This is a genomic window from Halorarum sp. SLYT50, from assembly GCF_059821265.1.
In genome coordinates this window covers 545,817-566,035 of the sequence record NZ_CM187555.1, presented here as the reverse complement: position 1 = coordinate 566,035, position 20,219 = coordinate 545,817, and the positions used below count along the sequence as shown (strand labels likewise).

24 protein-coding genes and 1 pseudogene are annotated in these 20,219 nt (G+C 70.4%); 18 read left to right on the top strand and 7 right to left on the bottom strand.

Annotation, left to right across the window (positions count from 1 at the left end; genetic code table 11):
* Window positions 1-67: 67 nt before the first annotated feature.
* Together AC6RUA_RS02950 and AC6RUA_RS02945 are read left to right on the top strand one after the other, a co-directional pair.
* A complete protein-coding gene (locus AC6RUA_RS02950) occupies window positions 68-631 on the top strand; it encodes a DUF8114 family protein (protein ID WP_499814451.1) in 564 nt (187 codons plus the stop codon).
* Window positions 628-1,413, top strand: coding sequence for an RNA methyltransferase (locus AC6RUA_RS02945; protein WP_499814450.1), 786 nt, complete (start codon window positions 628-630; stop codon window positions 1,411-1,413). Before AC6RUA_RS02950 ends, AC6RUA_RS02945 begins: the two co-directional genes overlap by 4 nt.
* Window positions 1,414-1,489: 76 nt before the next feature.
* On the opposite strand, the gene AC6RUA_RS02940 is transcribed toward AC6RUA_RS02945, so the two are convergent.
* The gene (locus AC6RUA_RS02940) at window positions 1,490-2,113 is read right to left on the bottom strand and encodes an MBL fold metallo-hydrolase (protein WP_499815387.1); all 624 of its coding nucleotides are present in this window, start codon (window positions 2,111-2,113) and stop codon (window positions 1,490-1,492) included.
* 78 nt (window positions 2,114-2,191) lie between these two features.
* Complete coding sequence (locus AC6RUA_RS02935) at window positions 2,192-3,556, bottom strand: NAD(P)/FAD-dependent oxidoreductase (protein ID WP_499814449.1); 1,365 nt, start codon at window positions 3,554-3,556, stop codon at window positions 2,192-2,194.
* Window positions 3,557-3,982: 426 nt separating this feature from the next.
* On the opposite strand from AC6RUA_RS02935, the gene thyA reads away from it, so the two are divergent.
* The 6 genes from thyA to AC6RUA_RS02905 all read left to right on the top strand — a co-directional run bounded on the left by thyA (window position 3,983) and on the right by AC6RUA_RS02905 (window position 8,729).
* Window positions 3,983-4,984 (top strand): thymidylate synthase, encoded by a 1,002-nt coding sequence (thyA, locus tag AC6RUA_RS02930; RefSeq protein WP_499814448.1) that lies wholly within the window; start codon window positions 3,983-3,985, stop codon window positions 4,982-4,984.
* Window positions 4,985-4,986: 2 nt separating this feature from the next.
* Window positions 4,987-5,568: a dihydrofolate reductase gene (locus AC6RUA_RS02925; protein WP_499814447.1), complete on the top strand. Its 582-nt coding sequence runs from the start codon at window positions 4,987-4,989 to the stop codon at window positions 5,566-5,568.
* Between the two features lie 60 nt (window positions 5,569-5,628).
* Complete coding sequence (locus AC6RUA_RS02920) at window positions 5,629-6,660, top strand: lamin tail domain-containing protein (protein ID WP_499814446.1); 1,032 nt, start codon at window positions 5,629-5,631, stop codon at window positions 6,658-6,660.
* 67 nt (window positions 6,661-6,727) lie between these two features.
* A complete protein-coding gene (locus AC6RUA_RS02915) occupies window positions 6,728-6,916 on the top strand; it encodes an HVO_2922 family protein (protein ID WP_499814445.1) in 189 nt (62 codons plus the stop codon).
* 163 nt (window positions 6,917-7,079) lie between these two features.
* A complete protein-coding gene (gene psmA / locus AC6RUA_RS02910) occupies window positions 7,080-7,832 on the top strand; it encodes an archaeal proteasome endopeptidase complex subunit alpha (protein WP_499814444.1) in 753 nt (250 codons plus the stop codon).
* 81 nt (window positions 7,833-7,913) lie between these two features.
* Window positions 7,914-8,729: an MOSC domain-containing protein gene (locus AC6RUA_RS02905; protein WP_499814442.1), complete on the top strand. Its 816-nt coding sequence runs from the start codon at window positions 7,914-7,916 to the stop codon at window positions 8,727-8,729.
* Between the two features lie 46 nt (window positions 8,730-8,775).
* Here AC6RUA_RS02905 and AC6RUA_RS02900 read toward each other — a convergent pair whose 3' ends face one another.
* Window positions 8,776-9,045: a BolA family protein gene (locus AC6RUA_RS02900; protein WP_499815386.1), complete on the bottom strand. Its 270-nt coding sequence runs from the start codon at window positions 9,043-9,045 to the stop codon at window positions 8,776-8,778.
* A gap of 99 nt (window positions 9,046-9,144) precedes the next feature.
* On the opposite strand from AC6RUA_RS02900, the gene AC6RUA_RS02895 reads away from it, so the two are divergent.
* Entirely contained in the window at window positions 9,145-9,573 is a 429-nt protein-coding gene (locus AC6RUA_RS02895; protein ID WP_499814441.1) for a DUF7988 family protein, read from the top strand.
* Window positions 9,574-9,616: 43 nt separating this feature from the next.
* Here AC6RUA_RS02895 and AC6RUA_RS02890 read toward each other — a convergent pair whose 3' ends face one another.
* Window positions 9,617-9,814 carry a hypothetical protein gene (locus AC6RUA_RS02890; protein WP_499814440.1) on the bottom strand — a complete coding sequence of 66 codons (198 nt, stop codon included), beginning with the start codon at window positions 9,812-9,814 and terminating at the stop codon, window positions 9,617-9,619.
* Window positions 9,811-10,044, bottom strand: coding sequence for a YgaP-like transmembrane domain (locus tag AC6RUA_RS02885; protein ID WP_499814439.1), 234 nt, complete (start codon window positions 10,042-10,044; stop codon window positions 9,811-9,813). Before AC6RUA_RS02885 ends, AC6RUA_RS02890 begins: the two co-directional genes overlap by 4 nt.
* A 129-nt stretch (window positions 10,045-10,173) precedes the next feature.
* Between AC6RUA_RS02885 and AC6RUA_RS02880 the strand changes: the two genes are divergently transcribed.
* The 3 genes from AC6RUA_RS02880 (at window position 10,174) to AC6RUA_RS02870 (ending at window position 12,568) form a co-directional block, all read left to right on the top strand.
* The gene (locus AC6RUA_RS02880; protein ID WP_499814438.1) at window positions 10,174-10,827 is read left to right on the top strand and encodes a helix-turn-helix domain-containing protein; all 654 of its coding nucleotides are present in this window, start codon (window positions 10,174-10,176) and stop codon (window positions 10,825-10,827) included.
* Window positions 10,828-10,872: 45 nt separating this feature from the next.
* Window positions 10,873-11,487 carry a class I SAM-dependent methyltransferase gene (locus AC6RUA_RS02875; protein WP_499814437.1) on the top strand — a complete coding sequence of 205 codons (615 nt, stop codon included), beginning with the start codon at window positions 10,873-10,875 and terminating at the stop codon, window positions 11,485-11,487.
* Window positions 11,488-11,704: 217 nt separating this feature from the next.
* Window positions 11,705-12,568, top strand: coding sequence for a lamin tail domain-containing protein (locus tag AC6RUA_RS02870; protein WP_499814436.1), 864 nt, complete (start codon window positions 11,705-11,707; stop codon window positions 12,566-12,568).
* A gap of 66 nt (window positions 12,569-12,634) precedes the next feature.
* On the opposite strand, the gene AC6RUA_RS02865 is transcribed toward AC6RUA_RS02870, so the two are convergent.
* Window positions 12,635-14,614, bottom strand: coding sequence for a 3-hydroxyacyl-CoA dehydrogenase/enoyl-CoA hydratase family protein (locus AC6RUA_RS02865; RefSeq protein WP_499814435.1), 1,980 nt, complete (start codon window positions 14,612-14,614; stop codon window positions 12,635-12,637).
* 202 nt (window positions 14,615-14,816) lie between these two features.
* Here AC6RUA_RS02865 and AC6RUA_RS02860 point away from each other — a divergent pair, with 202 nt between their 5' ends.
* Window positions 14,817-15,188: a hypothetical protein gene (locus tag AC6RUA_RS02860; protein ID WP_499814434.1), complete on the top strand. Its 372-nt coding sequence runs from the start codon at window positions 14,817-14,819 to the stop codon at window positions 15,186-15,188.
* A gap of 54 nt (window positions 15,189-15,242) precedes the next feature.
* Window positions 15,243-15,866 (top strand): annotated as a pseudogene (locus tag AC6RUA_RS02855) (DNA-3-methyladenine glycosylase family protein); the annotation flags it as partial.
* Window positions 15,867-16,326: 460 nt separating this feature from the next.
* On the opposite strand, the gene AC6RUA_RS02850 reads toward AC6RUA_RS02855, so the two are convergent.
* Complete coding sequence (locus AC6RUA_RS02850; protein ID WP_499814433.1) at window positions 16,327-17,679, bottom strand: RimK family alpha-L-glutamate ligase; 1,353 nt, start codon at window positions 17,677-17,679, stop codon at window positions 16,327-16,329.
* 226 nt (window positions 17,680-17,905) lie between these two features.
* Between AC6RUA_RS02850 and AC6RUA_RS02845 the strand changes: the two genes are divergently transcribed.
* From AC6RUA_RS02845 to AC6RUA_RS02830, 4 genes are all read left to right on the top strand, one after another.
* Window positions 17,906-18,931 (top strand): succinylglutamate desuccinylase/aspartoacylase family protein, encoded by a 1,026-nt coding sequence (locus AC6RUA_RS02845; protein WP_499814432.1) that lies wholly within the window; start codon window positions 17,906-17,908, stop codon window positions 18,929-18,931.
* Between the two features lie 24 nt (window positions 18,932-18,955).
* A complete protein-coding gene (locus tag AC6RUA_RS02840) occupies window positions 18,956-19,339 on the top strand; it encodes a hypothetical protein (RefSeq protein WP_499814431.1) in 384 nt (127 codons plus the stop codon).
* A gap of 73 nt (window positions 19,340-19,412) precedes the next feature.
* Window positions 19,413-19,835 (top strand): succinate dehydrogenase, cytochrome b556 subunit, encoded by a 423-nt coding sequence (gene sdhC, locus AC6RUA_RS02835; RefSeq protein WP_499814430.1) that lies wholly within the window; start codon window positions 19,413-19,415, stop codon window positions 19,833-19,835.
* Window positions 19,836-20,207: a succinate dehydrogenase hydrophobic membrane anchor subunit gene (locus AC6RUA_RS02830; RefSeq protein ID WP_499814429.1), complete on the top strand. Its 372-nt coding sequence runs from the start codon at window positions 19,836-19,838 to the stop codon at window positions 20,205-20,207. It abuts the gene before it with no gap.
* Window positions 20,208-20,219 lie beyond the last annotated feature (12 nt).

Below are 20,219 nucleotides of genomic sequence, written 5' to 3'. Positions count from 1 at the left end.
CGCGACCCGGGCCGACGGCGACCGGAGACACACGGCTTTTGACTCCCGGCCGGCAACGGGCACGGTAATGGGTAAGGTGAGCATCGGTCTTCGGGGCTGGCGCTTCGAGGAGGACGACCTGTTCACGGACGAGGACGCCTGGCGGCCGGTGATGGAGATTCCGGAGGAGACCCGCCAGCGGCTCCTCCGCCTGCAGGTCGTCATCGGCAAACCCTGCGACGCCTGCTACCTGATTCACGGCGAGGAGGAGAAGACCCGGTGTCGCGAGACGACCATCGTCTACGGCGAACCGCTCGACGAGGTGTTGCTGTGCGACGAGCACGAGGCGGACTTCCTCTACTGGTTCCGCGAGCGCGGCGGGAGCGACCTGACGGGCGAGGAGACGTTCCGCGACGCGTTCCACGAGTGGTTCGACGACGGCGGACGCGCCCCCGAGGGGTACGGCGGTCTCGACCACGTCGAAGCGGCGCCCGAGGACCTGCCGGACCTCCCCGACCCGGAGGAGGTGTACGAGCGCGAGGCGGACCTGCTGCGCGACGAGCGGGCCGACTTCGAGGAGGCGGGAGCGGACGAGGGGGGGAGCGACCTCGACGACGACGAACTCGACCTGGACCGCGAGTACCCCACATGAGTCGGTTCGTCGTCGTCGTGGTGGAACCGGAGACGCCGGGCAACGTCGGGACCATCGCCCGCGCGATGAAGAACTTCGGGCTGTCGGATCTGAAACTCGTCGACCCCCCCGAGATATCGCGCGACAGCGAGGCGTACGGCTTCGCCGGCCACGCCCGCGAGGACGTGCTCCCGAACGCCGACACCGTGACGTTCGAGGAGGTCGTCGAGCGCTACCACACCGTCGGTTGCACCGCCATCACCGCACAGGACGCCCGCAGCCACGTCCGATTCCCGTTCCGCACGCCCGCGCAACTCCGCGAGTCGCTCGCGGGCGTCGAGACGGACACCGCCCTCGTGTTCGGCCGCGAGGGGACGGGGCTGAACAACGACGAACTCTCGCGGCTCGACGAGGTGTGTTCCATCCCGGCGAACGCCGACTACCCCGTGCTCAACCTCGGGCAGGCGGCGACGGTGACGCTGTACGAACTCCGCGAGTTGTTCCTCGACGACACGCAACTTCCGGACGTGGAGCGCGAACGGGCGACCGAACCCGACATCGAGCGCCTGTACGACCAGTTCGAGTCGTTCCTCGCGGGCGTCGAACACCGCGAGCACAAGCGCGAGCGGACCGAGCGCCTCGTCCGCCGGTTGGTCGGCCGCGCGCACCCGACCGAACGGGAGGTGAGCACGCTCACCGGCGTCTTCCGGCGAGCGGCGCGGGCGGTCGACCCTGGCGGACGCGGCGACGTGGAGGGGCCGACGGACGCGGACGTCGAGAGCGACGTCGTCGACGGCGAGTAGCGTCGGTCGCGCTCCCGCTCCCGTCTCCGTGCCGGCGTGCCGTCCTTCCCGTCGCACTAGCCTCGCGCGCGGCCGGTCACCGCGTCCGGGCGGCACGGACGGCCCGCGCCACGTGACTCGACGCGTCGGTGGTGACGCTCGGTCCGTGACCGACGTGCAGTTCGCGCAGGTCCTCTCCCACCCGCGCCTCCACGCGGTCGATGCTCCGAACCAGCGTCTCGCGGTCGCCCTCGGCGAGGTCGGTCCGGCCGAACCCGCCGTTCTGGAACACCAGGTCGCCCGCGAACAGCACCGCGGCGTCGGGCGCGTACAGGCAGAGGTGGTCGTTCTTGTGCCCCGGCGTGTGGAGCGCCTCGTACGTCGCGGTCCCCATCTCCACCGTCCCGCCGTCGGGGAGTTCGTGGTCGACGGCGGGGACGGACGGGTCGAACCCCCACGTCTCGACGCCGAACGCGTCCCGGACCGCGTCGACGCCGGCGACGTGGTCGGGGTGGGTGTGCGTGAGTACGACGGCGTCGAGGTCGGCGACGTGTTCGCGGACCGCCGCCACGACGTCGAAGTTCGCGCCGGTGTCGACGAGCGTCCGCCGCCCCGTCTCTCCCTCGGCGGTCGTCGCCGGCGCGTCGGCCCGCGGCGGCCCGGAGACGAGGAACGCGTTGCTCGTGAACGCCTCGACCCCGGCCGCGAGGTTGCGAATCACGTCCGCCGGTTCGGCCCCCACCGACTTCGCGTTTCCTCCGCCTGCGCTATAGCGAGGACGGCGGACGTCATCAGGGGGTCACCGGGGACGGAGTTTCGGTGCGAGAACGCGTCCCAGGACGCACGGGTGGAGCAACGAAAACGGCGGGCGCTCCATCGTGATGACGCTGAAGAGGGCTTCGCGCAGGTCGCCGTCGCTGTGCGCCTTCCGGGTGAGCCGCGACACGTACCGACCGAACAGCTTCGCGCTCCGGATGTTCGCCCCGACGGTGTCCGCGAACTGCGCGTCCGCGCCGACGGCCATCGTCCACGCGGCGTCGACGACCGGCGCGGCACGTTCGAAGAAGCGGCGCGAGAGGTCCGTCCGTCCGCCGGACGCGAGCGCGTGGTGGAGCACCAGCGCTTCGAGCGCCGCCACCGAGATGCCCTGCCCGTAGATGGGGTTGAAGCTGGCGACCGCGTCGCCCACGACGACCAGTCCGTCCGGGAACCGGTCGAGGCACTCGTAGTAGTGGCGACGGTTCGACGGGAAGGGGTAGTAGTCCACGCACTCGTCGGTCCATGAGTGGTGTTCGATGAGCCGTGCCAGTTCCGGGACCGGGAGGCTCGCGGCGAACTCCGCGACGCCGTCGACGCCGTTCGTCGACGGGTGGTCGCCGTGGACGCCGTGGACGTTCACCAGCCACCGGCCGCCCTCGACCGGGAACGCCGCGCCGCCGCGGGTGCGCGGGGCCGACGCCGGGGCGAAGATGACGCGCCGGTCGTCGTGGGGTCGCCGGACGGCGGCCGTCCCGTAGACGACGTCGATTCCCACCTCGTCGACGGGCGGCGACGCGTAGCCGTGGCGCTCCAGCCAGGCCGGCGTTCGGCTCGTCCGACCGGTGGCGTCGACGACCAGGTCGGCGACCACGTCCTCGACCCCGGACGTTCGGTCCCGAACGCGCACGCCGGTCACCGTCGCCGCGCCGTCGTCGACGAGGTACTCGGTACACCGGCACTCCGACCGCACGCGGACCCCGTCGAACGCCGCCACGCGCCGCCGGGCGACGCGCTCGAACAGGGGCCGGGTCGCGCTGTACATCGGCACCCGGGTCGGACCGTCTGCGAGGTAGTCCCCCTCGTCGAAGAACGCCACGTCGCTCGCCGCGTCGACTATCAGTCCCCCGCCCGCGACGAGGTCCTCTCCGTACCCCGGGAACAAGTCCTCCAGCGTCGCCCGCCCCGCCTCCAGGAGCGCGTGTATCTGCGGGCCGTGGGGGACGCCCGGGCGCGTCCCCGACTCGTCGGAGACCGGGTCCGTCTCGACGACCGTGACCGTCTCGAACGCGTCGGCGAGGACGCGGGCCGCACAGAGACCGGCGACGCTCCCCCCCACCACGACGGCGTGCTCACCGACCGTCGACACCCGCTCGCTCCCGTACCGCGAGACGGTCGCCAGCGTCATCCCGACCTCCCTGTTCGGGGTCGGTGCCTCCCGGCACCGCGCCGGGTTCGGGTCCCGGTGTCCCGTAGTGCTCCGGTCATCGGACGTTCGAGCGTCTCGGGCCGCACGTATATCCGCTCGGCGGTACGCCGCGACTCTCCAGTCTGCGACTTCCGACCGACTCGCGCGTCGGCCGCCCCTCCTCCCCCCGGTACCCCCCCTCGCGTGCCCCGTGGGCGGTCGATACGGTCCGTCCCCCGCCCCCCACGGACGGCACCCGTCTCCGCTCCGCGGCTCTCCGGGTCCATGCGCCCGTGTTCGGCCCGTGAGGTAACAAAATTTACGCTATAACGTAATAAAGTGGTATGGTGGCGTGTGACGCTCTCGCCACCTCGTCGGTCCACTGCTGTCGGAACCGTTTTGCCCCACCCGGCGTCCACACCAGACATGCACCAGTACCTCGGCCTCGTCGAACGCGTCCTCCGGGAGGGGACGTACAAGCCCAACCGGACGGGCGTGGACAGCGTCTCCTCGTTCTCGGAGGGGTACGAGGTGGACCTCGCGTCCGGGTTCCCCCTGCTCACGACGAAGGACCTCTCGGGCGCCCGCTGGAACTCGCTGGTCCAGGAGTTGCTCTGGTACCTCTCCGGGGAGGAGCACGTCCGCTCGCTCCGCGAGGAGACCGGCATCTGGGACGCGTGGGCGGACGAGGAGGGCCGACTCGACACGGCGTACGGCCGCTTCTGGCGGCGGTACCCGGTACCGGACGCGGGCCTGCCCGGCGAGTCGTGGCCCGACGACGCCCACCGCTGGATGAACGACGACGAGCGCACGTTCGATCAGTTGCAGTACGTCCTCGACACGCTTCGGGAGAGCCCCAACTCCCGCCGCATGGTCGTGAACGCGTGGCACCCCGCCAACGCCGCCGTCTCGACGCTCCCCCCGTGTCACTACACGTTCGTCTTCAACGTGCAGGGCGACCGGCTGAACCTCCACCTCACCCAGCGCTCCGGCGACATCGCGCTCGGCGTCCCGTTCAACGTCGCCGCGTACGCGCTGTTGCTCACCGCCGTGGCGAACCGGACCGGGTTCGAACCGGGGACGCTCGCACACTCCATCGTCGACGCGCACGCCTACTGCGGGGTGGGCCAGCGCGGCGCGTGGCACGGGGAACACCGCGCGGAACTCGCAGAGCGGGTCGCGGCCGTCGAACGCCGGGAGGAGTACCGCGACGTGGCCGACTGGGTGGCCGAGTCGGCCCCGGCCGAGGCGGACGACGAGGAGGGGCACGACCACGTGCCGGGCCTCCTCCGCCAACTCGCGCGCGAGCCCCGCGAGCGACCCAGCGTCGAGGTGGCGGACGTCCCGCTGGACGAACTGACCGCCGACGACATCAGCCTGCGGGGGTACGACCCGGCCGACGGCATCCGGTTCGCGGTCGCGGAGTGACGGTGGAACTCGTCGTCATCGTCGCCGTCGCGTCGAACGGCGTCATCGGCGCGGACGGGGACATCCCGTGGCACTACCCGGCCGACCTCCGCCACTTCAAGGAGACGACGACCGGTCACCCGGTCGTCATGGGGCGGCGCACCTACGAGTCCATCGAGCGCGACCTGGGCGGCCCGCTCCCCGACCGGACGACCGTCGTGCTCTCGCGGGGCGACCCCGACCTGCCCGCGGGCGTCGTCCACGCAGACTCCGTCGAGGCGGCCGTCGAGGCGGCCGCGGCGACGGGCGCCGATACCGCCTACGTGGCGGGCGGCGCGCGCGTGTACGAGACGTTCCTCGACCGGGGGCTGGTGGACCGGATGCTCGTCACCGAGATACGCGAGACGGTCCCGGGCGACACGAGGTTCCCCGACTGGGACCGCGACGCGTGGCGCGAGACCGAGCGCGAGAGACACGACGCGTTCGACTTCGTCACCTACGAACGGGTCGACGGGGACGACGCGACGGACGCGGTTGACGCGACCGAGGCCGACGGCACGACCCGCGCGGCCGACGACTCCCGGTCCGCCGCGGACCGGGAGTGACGCGCTCGCGTCCCACCGCCGGCCCGTAACCGCTTTTGCCGCGCCGACTCGTCGTCCGGTATGACGCGCCGTTCGGCCACCGCGCTGGCGTGCTGTCTCCTCCTCGTTCTCGGGGGCTGTTCGACCGCGCCGGCACCCGCGTCGACCCCCGCGCCCACGGGCGCGGCGACGGCCACGCCGACCGCGTCCGCGTCGGAGAGCACGGACGGGACGACGCCCGGCGCGACGGGGACCGACAGTACGCCTCCGGCGGACGGCGTGCGGGCGGAGGTCGTGGAGGTGGTCGACGGCGACACGGTGAAACTCGTCTTCCCGAACGGGACGCGCGACACCGCGCGCCTGCTCGGCGTCGACACTCCCGAGGTGCACGGCGAGAACGCGCCCGACGAGTTCGAGGGCGTCCCCGAGACGGCCGCCGGTCGCTCGTGTCTCCGCGAGTACGGCGAGCGGGCGAGCGCCTACGCGAAGCGGCAACTGGTCGGCGAGACGGTGACGCTCACGTTCGACGCGAACGAACCCCGCCGCGGCTACTACGACCGCCTGCTCGTCTACGTCCACCACGACGGTGCGGAGTTCAACTACCGCCTCGTGGAACGGGGGCTGGCGCGGGTGTACGACTCCTCGTTCGAGGAGCGCGAGCGGTACTACGCCGCCGAGGCGGACGCGATGGCCGCGGGTCGCGGCCTGTGGACCTGCCGCGACGGGACGGCCGGCACCGGGACCCCGACTGCGACACCGGACCGGACGCCGACCCCGAGCGGCGCGGGCGTCGTCGTCGCCGCGATGCACGCCGACGCCGCGGGCGAGGACGGCGAGAACCTGAACGACGAGTACGTCGTCCTCCGCAACCGGGGCGACGACCCGGTCGACCTGAGCGGGTGGACGCTCGCGGACGCCGCCGGCCACTCGTACACCGTCCCCGACGGCGTGACGCTCGCGCCCGGGGCGTCGCTCACGATTCACGTGGGAAGCGGGACGGACACCGACTCGGACCTGTACTGGGGGCGCACCGCGCCGACGCTCAACAACGGCGACGAGACGGTGACGCTCCGGGACGCCGACGGGAGCGTGGTCGCGGAACGGTCGGCGTAGCCGGTGTAGCCGGTTCTCGACCGTACCGCCGACGCGAATTAGTCACCGGAGGACGAACCTCCCCCGTATGAGCGACGCGACGTTCGAACTGTACGAGGACCGCGAGGGACAGTGGCGCTGGCGGCTGCGACACGACAACGGCAACGTCATCGCCGACTCCGGGGAGGGGTACACCACCAAGCGGAGGGCGAAACAGGGGCTGGAGAGCGTGCGGCGCAACGCGCCCGAGGCGGACGCGGTCGAGACGGACGAGTGACGGGCGACGCGAGCGACGGTCGGGTGAGGAGAACCGACTCGGGGCCGAGTCCAGCCGGCCGGACCCTCGCTAAAGAACCTTTTAGGGAGGCTTTTTCCGTCGGAGGGTCCTAGCCCGACTCGATGACCGCTATCGTGACGACCGGACGCGACGGAGGGACGCGATGAGGGGGAACGACCAGCAGGCGTACGACCGAGGAACGTCGCTGTTCTCCCCGGACGGACGCATCTACCAGGTCGAGTACGCCCGCGAGGCGGTCGCGCGCGGCGCGCCGAGCGTCGGCGTGCGCACGAGCGACGGCGTCGTCCTCGCGGCGCAGGCGCAGGCGTCCTCCAGCCTGATGGAGTCGGAGTCCATCGAGAAACTCCACAAACTCGACGACCACATCGGGACCGCGAGCGCGGGTCACGTCGCCGACGCGCGCCAGCTCATCGACTTCGCCCGGCGGATGGCGCAGGGCAACCGCCTGCGCTACCAGGAGCCGGTCGGCGTCGAGACGCTGACGAAGTACGTCACCGACCACATCCAGGAGAACACCCAGCGCGGCGGCACCCGGCCGTACGGCGCGGCGCTGCTCATCGGCGGCGTCGACGGCGACACGCCGCGGCTGTTCAGCGCCGACCCGACCGGGACGCCCCACGAGTGGAAGGCGACGGCCATCGGCGGCTCCCGGCAGGAGATTCAGGAGGTCCTCGAAGAGGAGTGGGGCGAGGAGTTGACGCTCGGCGACGGCATCGACCTGGCGCTCCGTGGCCTGCTCACCGTCGAGGACGAACTGACCGCGGGCGAGGTGAGCCTCGCGACCGTCACCGCCGACGAGGGGTACCAGTCGGTCGCGACCGAGGAGATAGAGGACGTGCTCGACGGCATCAAGGTCGAGTCGGACGAGGAAGACGGGAGCGAGGACGAGGAGTAGCGACCGGCGCCGCTGACCGGGGTCGTCCAGCGGGCCGACGAGACCGAGTCGCTTTCTACCCCGCCGGCCGTCTCTCGCCACATGACAGACTCGGCGACGCTCGACCGGGTTCGAGTGTACCCGGTGAAGTCGCTCGACGGGGTGGACGTCGACGCCGCGACGCTCGGGCCGGACGGCGGACTCCTCCGGGACCGCGAGTTCGCCCTGCTCGACGCCGACGGCGAGTACGTGAACGGGAAGCGCGAGCGGGCCGTCCACCGCGTGCGAGCCGACTTCGACCTCGGCGCGCGGACCGTCCGTCTCGACGCGCCGGGTGCCGACCCCGACCGCTTCCACCTCGACGACGACCGCGACGCGCTGGCGGCGTGGGTGAGCGGGTTCCTCGGCTACGAGGTCAGCCTCGCCGCCGAGCGACCGGGCGGTTACCCCGACGACACTCGCGCGAGCGGCCCGACGGTCCTCTCGACGGCGACGCTCCGGGAGGCCGCGTCGTGGTTCGACGGCGTCGACGTCGACGGGATGCGCCGCCGCCTCCGCGCGAACCTCGAACTCGACGCACCGGTCGCGTTCTGGGAGGACCGCCTGTTCGCCGGGCGGGGGGAGCGCGTGCGCGTCTCCGTCGGCGACGCCGACCTGCTCGGCGTGAACCCGTGTGCGCGCTGCGTCGTCCCCTCGCGCGACCCGGACACGGGCGAGGAGTACCCGGGGTTCCGCGAGCGGTTCGTCGAGAAGCGCCGGGAGACGATGCCGGCGTGGAGCGGCGGCGAGCGGTTCGACCACGACTTCCGGCTGATGGTGAACACCGCCGTCCCCGACGAGTCCAGAGGAGCGACGCTCCGCGTCGGCGACGCCGTCGGACCGCTGGAGACGGTGGCGGCCGCGGAGTCCGGGCGGTAGCCGGACGGCGGGCGTCGCTCCCGCTCCTCTCTTTCCCGCTCCGGAGTCAGTCGCGTTCGCCGTGTTCCGCGTACTCCTCGGGCGTGTACGTCTTGATCTCGAGCGCGTGCACGTCGGTCGTCATCGACTCGCCGAGCGCGTCGTACACCATCTGGTGCTGTTCGACCAGCGACTTCCCCGCGAACGCGGGCGAGACGACGACGGCCGCGAAGTGCTGGTCCTCGTGGTCCGGGTCGGGCGCGCGGGGCGTCGTCACGGTCGCCTCGGCGTCCTCGACGCCAGCCTCGATTGCCGCCTCGACGTCCGCGGCGTTCATCGTCATACGAGACCGGTGGGCGGCCGGACGGGAAAAAGCGGTCGGTGCAGAACACCCCTCGCCGACGGGTTTACCCCGTCCCGCTCGCTCCGTCGAGGCGTGACGGCCGACCCCGCGGAGACCGTGCGCGACCGCGTCCGCGCGGAGCACGCCGACCTGCTGGTCGCCGTCGAGGAGTGCGCGGACGCCGTGGCGGCGGCGTGGGACGGCGACGCGACGGCCGACCGCGGGGCGGTGGTGCCGCCGTTGCGCGCCGCGCTGTCGGACGCGGGCCTGCTCGCGCGCCTGCCGGCGCTCCTCGGGACGGCCGCGGAGGCGCTCGACGAGTCGCTCCCGGCCGAACCGGTCGCCGCGCCCCCGTACCTCGTCGTGGCGGCGACCGGCCCGGTCGTTCGCGCGACGTTCCCGGACCGAGGACGACTCGTCGTCGAACTCCGGGTCTTCGCTGTCGACCGCACCGCCACCGGGCCGCGATACCATCGGGCGACGAACTCCGTCGCCGACGCGCTCCGCGTCTCGTTCCGGTGACGAACGCGCCGTCCGGAGTTCCATTTCCCCAGTCTCTTCGAGTTCACCCCCGCGCAACCGTCCACAGCCCCACCGCTCCCATCACGAACCCGGGGAGCATCGCGAGCGCACCGAGCAGGGCGAACCCCACGCTTCCGGGCGGCGGGGGCGGTCGGACCGACAGGAGGTACACGAGCCCCGCGGGTACCCCGACCAGCGAGACGGCGACACTGCCGAGCGTCGCCAGCCAGTCGGCGTTCACCGGCCGCGCCCCCCCACCGAGCGGGGCTCGTCCGCGGTCGTGTCGACGCCGAACAGCGCGTTCCCGCCGCAGAACCCGGTCAGGTAGTTGGCGAGCAACCCCGCGCCCGCGAGGGCGGCGGTGGTCGCGCGGGTGCGCCTGCCGTCGAGGAGGGCCGCGAACGCGACGGCGAGCAGCCAGACGCCCGCGACGCCCCGAGCGATTCGGTCGGTGTCTCCGACGTTTCGCATCACACGACCGAGACACGGCCGGAGGTGAGGAAGCGTCTCTGCCGGACGTGTCCGGACGGTTTATGTCGGTTCGGACGGCGCGGGCCTCGGCGAGCAACCCTTTTCGACCGCCGCTCCCGACTGCACGTCGTGAAACGGGTTCGCGTCACCATCCACCCGCAGGACCTCGACAACCCGTCGCTGTACCACACGCTCACGGACGCGGAGTACCTCTCGCGGGTGGAGACGGTGAACTGGAACAACCGCACGTCCCCCGCGGGGTTCCTGCTGCGAATCGAGGGCGACTACCGGCGTCTCGAAGCGGAACTGGAGGCGGACGAGGAACTGCTCGCGTACGAGGTCGTCCCCGTCACCGACGACGAGTGCTACTGCTTCCTGGAGGGCGAGGGACCCGCGGACTCCCGGGCGCTCTGGGAGAACTTCACTCGCGGGAGCCTGATGACGGTCCCGCCCGTGGAGTGGAACGACGACGGCAGCAGCACGTTCACCCTGGTCGGTACCGAGGCGGACGTCCAGGCCGCCGTCCGCGACGTCCCGGGCGGAATCCGGGTCGACGTCGAGCAGGTCGGTGGGAGCAGGGTCGACCCCGACTCCGCCGTCGGTCGCCTGACTGGGCGCCAGCGGGAGGCGGTGCGCGCCGCTCTCGACGCGGGCTATTACGACGTCCCGCGCGACGCGACCACCGCGGACGTGGCACGCGAACTGGGCTGTGCGACGTCGACGGCGGCCGAACACCTCCGGCGGGCCGAGTCGAACCTGGTCGCCGCGCTGTTCGGGGAGTGACGGCGGCCCGACGGACGTTTACCTCCGCGGGAGCGTACCCCCGCTATGGAACCCGACGACGTTCGCCGCGACTGGGCCGAGCGGACGGGGGAGTTCTCCCCGCGCTACTACGCCGGCAAGGGGGCCGACGGCACGAGCGAGTCGCTCCGCTCGACGTTCGAGTTCTACCTCGACGACGACGCCGCCCTCCTCGAAGTCGGGTGCGGGTCGGGCCGGCACCTCGACCACCTCCGCGAACACGGCTTCGAGAACCTGACCGGCGTCGACATCAACGACGAGTCGTTCGAGGTGATGGCCGAGGAGTACCCTGCGCTCGCACGCACGGGAACGTTCCGCACGGGCGCCATCGAGGACCTCCTCCCCGAGTTCGCCGACGGCCGCTTCGACGCCGTCTACTCCGTCGAGACCCTCCAGCACGTTCACCCGGACGACGCGTGGGTGTTCGAGGAACTGGTGCGCGTCGCGGGCGACCTGCTCGTGACCGTCGAGAACGAGGGGAACGGGGCGCGCCGCGGCCGCGAGGGCGCGGAGGTGAGCTACGTCAACGACGAGTTCCCGCTGTACCACCGGAACTGGAAGGAGGTGTTCTCGCCGCTGGGAGCGGTACAGGTGGTCCACGAACCGAGCGAACGCGACACGTTTCGGGCGTTCCGGGTGTAGCGTCGTCGGTCGTCGAACCCGCCTAACTCGTCGAGTCTCGCACGAACGCCACCGAACGTCCACGAGAGTTCGACTACCCGTCGTGTTGTTTCAAAAGCTAATAACTATTAAATAATTCATCGGACAGGTATCTCGCATGTATAATTGTAATAACTACTATGCGGGTCGGTCGTGAGAACCGAATCGGTCGGCAAACTAGTCGGCCACGAGACACATCATGAGACGACGAACCTACCTGCGGGCGGCCGGTGGTGTCGGCGCTGGAACGACGTTCGGTCTGCTCGGGACCGGAGTCGGCGCCGCGGCGGAACCGTGTTACTACCAGGTCGACTTCGTCGCCGGCGGCGTCGAGGAGCGACTCGGCGAGAGCGAGAACGACTTCTACGGCGCACAGAACCGTCTCATCCAGTACCTCCACGGGGAGGGCGACGAGGTGACGAAGCGCGACACGTGGCTCAACTCGCTCGACCCCGAGACGCGCGAGTGCGTCACGTCCGACCCCATCGAGGTGAGCGACGGGACGGCGTCGGTGTCGTTCACCGTCGCGGACGACTGCGAACTCGACCTCGCGCTCGCCGTCTACTCGATGCCCGACTCGACCTTCAGCTTCGGCACCGCCGACGAACAGGAACTGACGGACGCCGAGACGGGGACGTTCGGTCCCGGGACGCACACGCTGGAGGTGACGCTCCCCTGCGGCGGGCCCTCCCCGTCGCCGCCCGCGGAGGGACCGGACGTCGTCATCGGGTGGATACACTACGACGCCAGAGGGGACAACGAGTTCGACAACCTCGACGACGAGTTCGTCGTCGTCCGCAACGAGGACGACGAGACGGTCGACATGAGCGGGTGGAGGCTCGAGGACCCGGAGGACGGACAGGTGTACCGGTTCCCCGACGACGTCACGCTCGACCCCGGGGGACGGCTCGCCGTCGTCACCGGACACACGGGCGGTCCCAACACCGACGTCACGCTCTACTGGGGGCGCGACGCGCCCGCCTGGAACAACAACGGGGACACCGCGGTCCTCCGCGACGCGGACGGGAACGAGGTCGCGAGACGGGCGTACACGGGCAACTGAGGCCGAGCGGACGCGACCCCCCAGAACGGCGTCCGGCGCTGCGCTAGTCCCTGCTCCCTGCCGTTCTCACTTCCCCTCGAACTCCGGCTCCCGGTCGGCCATGAACGCGCTGACGCCCTCCATCACGTCCTCGGTGTCCATCAGGTGGCCGAACGCCTGCGCCTCGACTTCGAGACCGGCGTCGGTGTCGTCGCGTCCGGCGAGCATCGCCCGCTTCGTGTAGCGGTGGGCCACCGGCGGGCCGGCCGCCAGGTCGCGCGCGAGTTCGAGCGCGCGCTCCTCCAGTTCGTCGTTACCGACGACTTCGTTCACGAAGCCGTAGTCGGCCATCGTCTCGGCGTCGTAGCGCTCGGCGGTGAAGATTATCTCCTTCGCGCGGCCCTCGCCGACGATGTGGCGGAGGCGCTGGGTGCCGCCCCACCCGGGAATCAACCCCCGGGCGTGTTCGGGCTGACCCAGTTCGGAGCGCTCGCTCGCCACCCGCAGGTCGGCGCACGTGACGAGTTCCATCCCGCCGCCCAGGCAGTAGCCGTCGATGCCGGCCACGACCGGCATGTCCGAGGATTCGAACTTCCCGAAGGTGGACTGACCGAGCCGCGACGTCTCGACGGAGCCGAGCGGGTCGCCCGCGCCGTCGGCCATGCTCTGCATGTCCGCGCCCGCGGAGAACGCCCGGTCGCCCGCGCCGGTGAGCAACATCGCTCGCACTTCGTCGTCCGCCTCCAGTTCGTCGATGGCGTCCGACAGTTCGCCGAGCATCTCCGTGGAGACGGTGTTCATCCTGTGGGGGCGGTCGATGACGATCCGGCCGACGCGTCCGTCTCGTTCGACCCGGATGGCCTCGTACTCGGTCGCGCCGCCGTCTTCGTCGCCGCCGTCCGACCCGTAGAACCCCTCACCGGCCTCGGCGAGTTCGCGGAGGTGGTCGGACGGGGCGTACCGTTCCTCGTCCGTCTCCTCGTACCGCTCCTCGAGCACGCCGAGGAGCGACTCCAGGCCGGCGTCGTCGGCCATCTTCGCCGGGCCGTCCGGGAACCCCCCTCCGAGTTTCATCGCGCGGTCGATGTCGGCGGCGTCGGCGACGTCGTCGCCGACGAGGCGCGCGACCTCGTTCGCCATCAGGGCGAGAAGCAGTTCCCGGACGTCCTCGCGTATCTCGTCCGTCGGGATTTCGACGCCGCCGTCGTCGTAGTCGTAGAATCCCTCGCCGGTCTTCTTGCCCAGTTCCTCCGCCTCCACTTTCTCTTCGAGCAGGGGGCACGGCTCGTAGGCGTCGCCGAGCGTCTCGTGCATGTACTCCAGCACGTGGTAGCCCACGTCGATGCCGACCTGGTCGGTGAGTTCGAACGTCCCCATCGGGAGGCCCATCCCGAACTTGGTCGTGGAGTCGACTTCGCCGACCGTCGCCTCGCCCTCGTGGACCAGCCACGCCACCTCGTTCATCTGCGGGACGAGCACGCGGTTGAAGATGAACCCGGGCGAGTCCTTGCGGACGCGCACGGGCGTCTTGTCCATCCGCTCGGCGACTCCCTCGACGAGTTCGAGCGTCTCTTCGTCGGTGTGCGCGCCCGCGATGACCTCGACGAGTTGCATCCGCACGGGCGGGTTGAAGAAGTGCATCCCGCAGAATCGCTCCGGTCGGTCCGTCTCCTCCGAGAGTTCCGTGATGGAGAGGCTGGACGTGTTCGAGGCGAACACCGCGTGGTCGGCCGCGGCCTCGGTGAGGTCGGCGTACACCTCCTTTTTGATGTCCATCCGCTCGGGAACCGCCTCGATGACGAGGTCGGCGTCCGCGACGGCCTCCGACAGGTCGACGAGCGGCGTGACGCGGTCGAGCGCGGCGTCCACCTCCTCGTCGGCGATGCGGTCCCTCTCGGCGAGTTTGCCGAGCGACCACTCGATCTGTTCGTAGCCGTTCTGGACGAACTCCTCTTCGATGTCGCGCATCCGTACCTCGAACCCGGCCAGCGCCGCCACCTCGGCGATGCCGTGACCCATGTTCCCAGCACCGAGGACGGCGACCGTCTCCACGTCTGAGGCGTCCATGGAAGAGCCGTCGAACGGGCCGGGATTCAACGTTTCCCTCCGTCTCGACCGGAACGACGGACCCGTTTATCGGCGTTTCCGCTCGCGCGCCGACGGCACACCCGGACACGGGTCGCACCGCTGGCCGGTCTCGACCGACGGCGGCCGCGCTCGAGAGTGGCCGCCGACAGTTAATAGACCTGTACATACACGCGGCCGACTTATGTGCCTCTGCGGCGCGTTCGTTGACGCTATCCCCCACTCCAGAGATTCGAACGCGGTCGACGCCGTCCTCGGCGCGCTGAGCGACCCCTACCGCCGACGGGTGCTCCTCGCCGTCTCCGACTACGGCCCGCGGGGGGACGACGAGTTCACCGTCGAGTCGTTCGCCGCGGGAGGGATGGGCGAGGACGACCCGGACGTTCTGAAGACGAGGCTGTTTCACTCTCACCTCCCGGCGCTGGCGGACCGGGGCTACATCGAGTGGGACCCCGACCGGGGGTGTATCCGGCGCGGGCGGAACTTCGGGGACGTCGCGCCGTTCCTCCGGGTGCTCGTCGAGCGCGCGGACGAGTTGCCGGACGACTGGCCGTAGCCGAGTACCGGCACCGCACGGCTCATGCGTCGTCGCCCGCTACGACCGGTCACGATGAGCGACAGCCTGGACCGCGACGCCGCCGAGGACGCCGCCGAGTTCCTCCGCTCCGACCCGCTGCTCGGTCCCGTCGTCGAGGAGTACGGGACGCTGCGACTGGACCCGAGCGACGACCTGTTCCAGCGGCTCGTGACCTCCGTCCTCCGCCAGCAGGTGTCGATGGCGTCGGCCGCCGCGACCCGCGAACGGCTCTTCGACGCCGTCGAGGTGACCCACGACGGCGTGCTCGCGGCGGAGACGGACGTGCTGCGCGACGCCGGCCTCTCGCGCCAGAAGACTCGGTACGTGCGCGAGATCGCCGAGACGTTCGCGAGTGAGGGGTACACCAAGGAGTCGCTGTCCGAGGCCGACGACGACGAGATCGTCGACCGGCTGACCGCCATCACGGGTGTCGGTCCCTGGACCGCGCGGATGCAGTTGCTCTTCACGTTCGGGCGGCCGGACGTGTTCCCCGTGGGGGACCTCGGGGTCCGAAAGGGGATGGAGCGGCTGTTCGGACGCGAGATGACCCGCGCCGAGATGGTCGAGGCGGCCGAGCGGTGGGCGCCGTACCGGAGCTACGCGAGCCTGTACCTCTGGCGCGTGACGGAGGACGTCACCGCCAGCGTCGACGAGGTGCTGGAGTCGACCGCGGACACCGCGGCCGGTTCCGAGGCCGTCCGAGAGGCAGGCGAGTCGACCGACGGAGACCCCGACTCCACCGACCCGTCCTCCGCCGGCGGGACCGAGAGCCGCTGAGAGGGCGTCACCGTCGACTCCGGGGCTCGCGTCTCGAAGAAATTCGCCCGTTCCCGACGACCCTCGACCATGCCAGGCGAGGGTCGTCGCGGACGAGCGGGCCCGATGGGCCTGTGCGGCACGGCGACCCGGCGCGCATTCCGTCGCATCGGGTCTCGCCGTCTCGGAACGCGATTCGATGCAACTCCGCGCTGCAGTGGGACCACAGCCGACCCACGTTTCCCGCGCTGGGAAAGTCACACCTTCCGACGTTCCAGTTAGGAGCCACTGCTACACACGGTTAAACCCTGGCCGGGCAATCGCAAGCCGACGCCGGAGGGTTCGGTCCCCGACGGGGGCGTCACTCGAGCCGCTCTTCTTCCTCGTCCCGGTCCGGCCGCGCCGACTCGTCAGCGCGCCGCCGGACGTCGACCTGGTAGTGCTCGAGGATGTCGCGCCCGAGCAGCAGCGGGTAGTCCATGTGCGAGCGGTCCTCGACGCTGGCGGTGACCGTGTGCTGTTCGCCGCCGATGCCGATGACGAGGTCGACGACCGGCCGTGCCTTGCCCGACTTCACGCTCCCGGACTTCACGCGCGTCATACTCTTGATGGGACCGGCGCCGATTTCGGCGGCCAGCGACGTGTCGATGGACGACCGGGTCGCGCCCGTGTCCGACTTGGCGAACGACTGGGTCGACCCCTGCGTCCCGGCGACGAGCACCTCTTCGATGTAACCGATGAGGGGGGTGTCCTCCGTGCGGCGCTGGGTGGTGTGGGGCATGCAGGCGGGCGTCGTGTCGTCGAGCGTGTTCGAGAGGGTCTCGACCTGGTCGTCGTCGACGCTCCCGCCGGCGTGCTCGATGGCGAGTTTCGCGATGTAGGGGGCGGGCGAGTGTCCAGTCGCCTTGAACAGCCCCTTGAACCCGGCGGTGGGGTTGACCTCCAGCACGTACCAGCCGTCGTACCCCTGCACGAGGTCGACGCCGGCGTAGTCGAGGCCGACGGCGTCCGTCGCCGCGAGCGCGAGGTCGCGCGTCTCCTCGTCGAGCGAGTCGGTCGCGTCCTCTACCTCGCCGCCGAGCGCGACGTTCGTCCGCCAGTCGCCCTCCGGGGCGTAGCGGTTCATCGCGCCGACGATCTCGCCGCCGACGACGTAGATGCGGAGGTCGTGGTGTCGTCCCTCGTCGCGGTCGATGAGCTGCTGGAGGAACGCCTGCCGGTTCCCGACCATCGGGTTCACCGGTTCCGTGAGGTCGACCTTCCACGTCCCGCCGCCGTGGGTGCCGATGGCCGTCTTGTAGACGCCCTCGTCGCCGAACTGGTCGCGTCCCTCGTTCAGCTTGGCGTTCGAGAGCGCGAGCAGCGCGTCCGGGACCGGGATGCCCGACGCCGAGAGCGCCACCGCGGTCGCGAACTTGTGGACCGCCGTGAGCACCGACGCCGGGTCGTTGAGCATCGGTCGCGCCCGGTTGAACGTCTGAGCCAGTCCCAGCCCCTCGGCGGGGTCTTCGGTGTTCGAGAGCAGCATCCGGTTCGCGACCACGTCGACGTCGGGTTCGAGTTCGACGCCGCCGTCGTTCACCTGGACGCTCGTGTTCTCCGCGCGGAGCCACTCGGGGTCGTGACCGAGCGCCTCGACCGCGTTACAGATGGCTTTCGACTCCTTGCTCGTGTGGAGCGACAGGACGCCCACTCGGACCGATTCATCGCTCATTGGAGGTAGAACCGACCGGGCGGTGAAATGTGTCCCGGTCGGTCCGAGCGGTGGTACGGGTCCACGTATCGAGCCCCCTTCGGCGCTCTCTGACTCGGTGGGATTCGCGGAACTCCCGGGCGTCCCGTCGGTTCCCGGGAGTCTCGGGGACGCCCGAGGGCGCCGGAACTCACCGGTGATAGTTCCCTCGGGACGCTTATCCCGCCCCCTCCCCACCCGGACGGTAATGAGTGCTGACGCGGCTTTCACTTACAACGGGGGGAGAGTGGACCCGGGCGAGCGGCAGAACATCCGGTACGTGGTGAGCGAGACGTATCTCGGCGACCCGGTCCGGATTCCGGTCACCATCATCAACGGCGAACGGGAGGGGCCGACGGTGTTCCTCTCGGCGGCTGCCCACGGGGACGAACTCAACGGCATCGAGGTGGTGCGGGAGGTGGCCCACGAGTGGGACCTCTCGGACCTCGCGGGCACGCTCATCTGCATCCCGGTGATGAACGTTCCGGGGTTCATCGCCCAGCAGCGGTACCTCCCGGTGTACGACCGCGACCTGAACCGGTCGTTCCCCGGGAAGGCCGACTCGACGAGCGCCAAACGGATGGCTCACCGCATCTTCGAGAACTTCATCGAACCGTGCGACATCGGACTGGACTTCCACACGTCGACGCGCGGTCGAACGAACATGATTCACGTGCGCGCCGACATGCGGGACGCCGGCGTCGCGCGGGTGGCGCGCGCGTACGGCAGCAACGTCATCATCGACAGCGAGGGGAGTTCCGGGATGCTCCGCACGGAGGCGGCCAACGCGGGCGTCCCGGCCATCACCGTCGAGATGGGCGAGGCCCACCGGTTCCAGCGCGCGCTCATCGACGATGCGCTGGAGGGGGTCCGGAGCGTCTTCGTCGAGTACGGCCTCCAGGAGACCAGCGCCGTCCGCTGGCCGGGGTGGCGCACGGTCATCACCGACGACCGGGAGAAGACGTGGCTCCGCGCGGACGCCGGCGGCATGGTCGACATGCACTTCGAGAAGGGGTCGCTCGTCCACGAGGGGGACACGGTCTGTACCATCACGAACCCGTTCAAGGACGACAACGTCCCCGTGACCGCGCCGTTCACGGGGCTGCTCGTCGGCGTCCTGGAGAACCCGGTCGTCTACCCGGGCAACCCCCTGTGTCACCTGGTCGAACTCGGCGAGCGCACGCGTCGCGTCGTCGAACGAGAGCAGACGCCGACGAACGACGGGGGAACGTAGGCGCGCCGTAGCGCGCGAGACGACGTGTTCGAGTGGCTCTTTCCCGGCTGGTCGAACCCCGCCGGGGTCGCTGCGCTCGTCGCGGGGAGGCTCCTCGTCGACGCGGCGCTGACCGTACTCGTCGCCCGAGCCGTCGGTCGTCGAGCGGCCCTCACGCTCGCGGCGGCGGCGGTGACGACCCTCTCGGCCGTGACGATGGTGCTCCTGCTCCGACCCGGTGGGCTCGGCTACGACGCGTCGTTCCTCGACCTGTCCGGTCAGGTCGTCCTGCTCGCGTTCGCCTGGTACGCCGTCTACGTGAACCGGTCGACCGGTCGGGTCGTCGCGGCCGCCGCGGTCACCATCGCAGCGGTCGGGCTCCTCTTCGTGACGGTGGTCGTCTACGGCGAGGCGTTCGTCGCTCCCTGACCCGACTCTCTGCGCCGTCGCGCCGCCGTACACGTAACTACTATACCGCGCCGGACCGGAGCGTGGTACACCCATGAGCCAGTCGTACGACAGAGGCCTCGTCGAGGACTTCGGCCGGTGGCGGGAGTTCTCGGCGGGGATGTGGGCCTGGGTGTTCCACAAGTTCACGGGCTGGGTGCTCGTGGGCTATCTCTTTACCCACATCTCCGTGCTGAGCACCGCCGTCTCGGCGGCCGGCAACGCGCAGGCTATCGAGGCGCAAAACGACGTGTACACGGTGGTCATCTCGACGCTCGAGAGCCTCCTCGTCGTGCGCATCCTCGAAGTCGGGCTGCTCGCCGTCGCCGTCTTCCACATCCTCAACGGCTGTCGCCTGCTGCTGGTCGACCTCGGCGTCGGCCTCGACGCGCAGGACAAGAGCTTCTACGCGTCGCTCGCGCTGACGGGCGCCATCGTCGTCGCCTCCGTCCCCACCTTCCTGGAGGGGGTGTTCTAGATGGCCGAGCGCTACTCCTCGTTCGAGCGGGGCGGCACCCGGTGGCTCTGGCAGCGCATCACCGCGGCGTTCCTCGTCGTGGTGCTGGCGTTCCACTTCTTCCTGCTCCACTTCGTCAACCACGCCTACGAGGTGAGCTTCCTGGCGTCGAGCGCGCGGATGGAGGACCTCACCTACTACTCGCTGATGGTGCTGTTCCTCGTCACCGCGACGTTCCACGGCGTCAACGGCGTCTACAACGCGCTCGTCAACCAGGGCCTCTCCGGACGCAGGAAACGCATCGTCAAGTACACCCTCGTGGTCGCGAGTCTGCTCCTCATCGTGCAGGGCATTCGCACCGCGAACGCGTGGGCCGGCATCCCCCTCTACTGAACCCTACTCAAT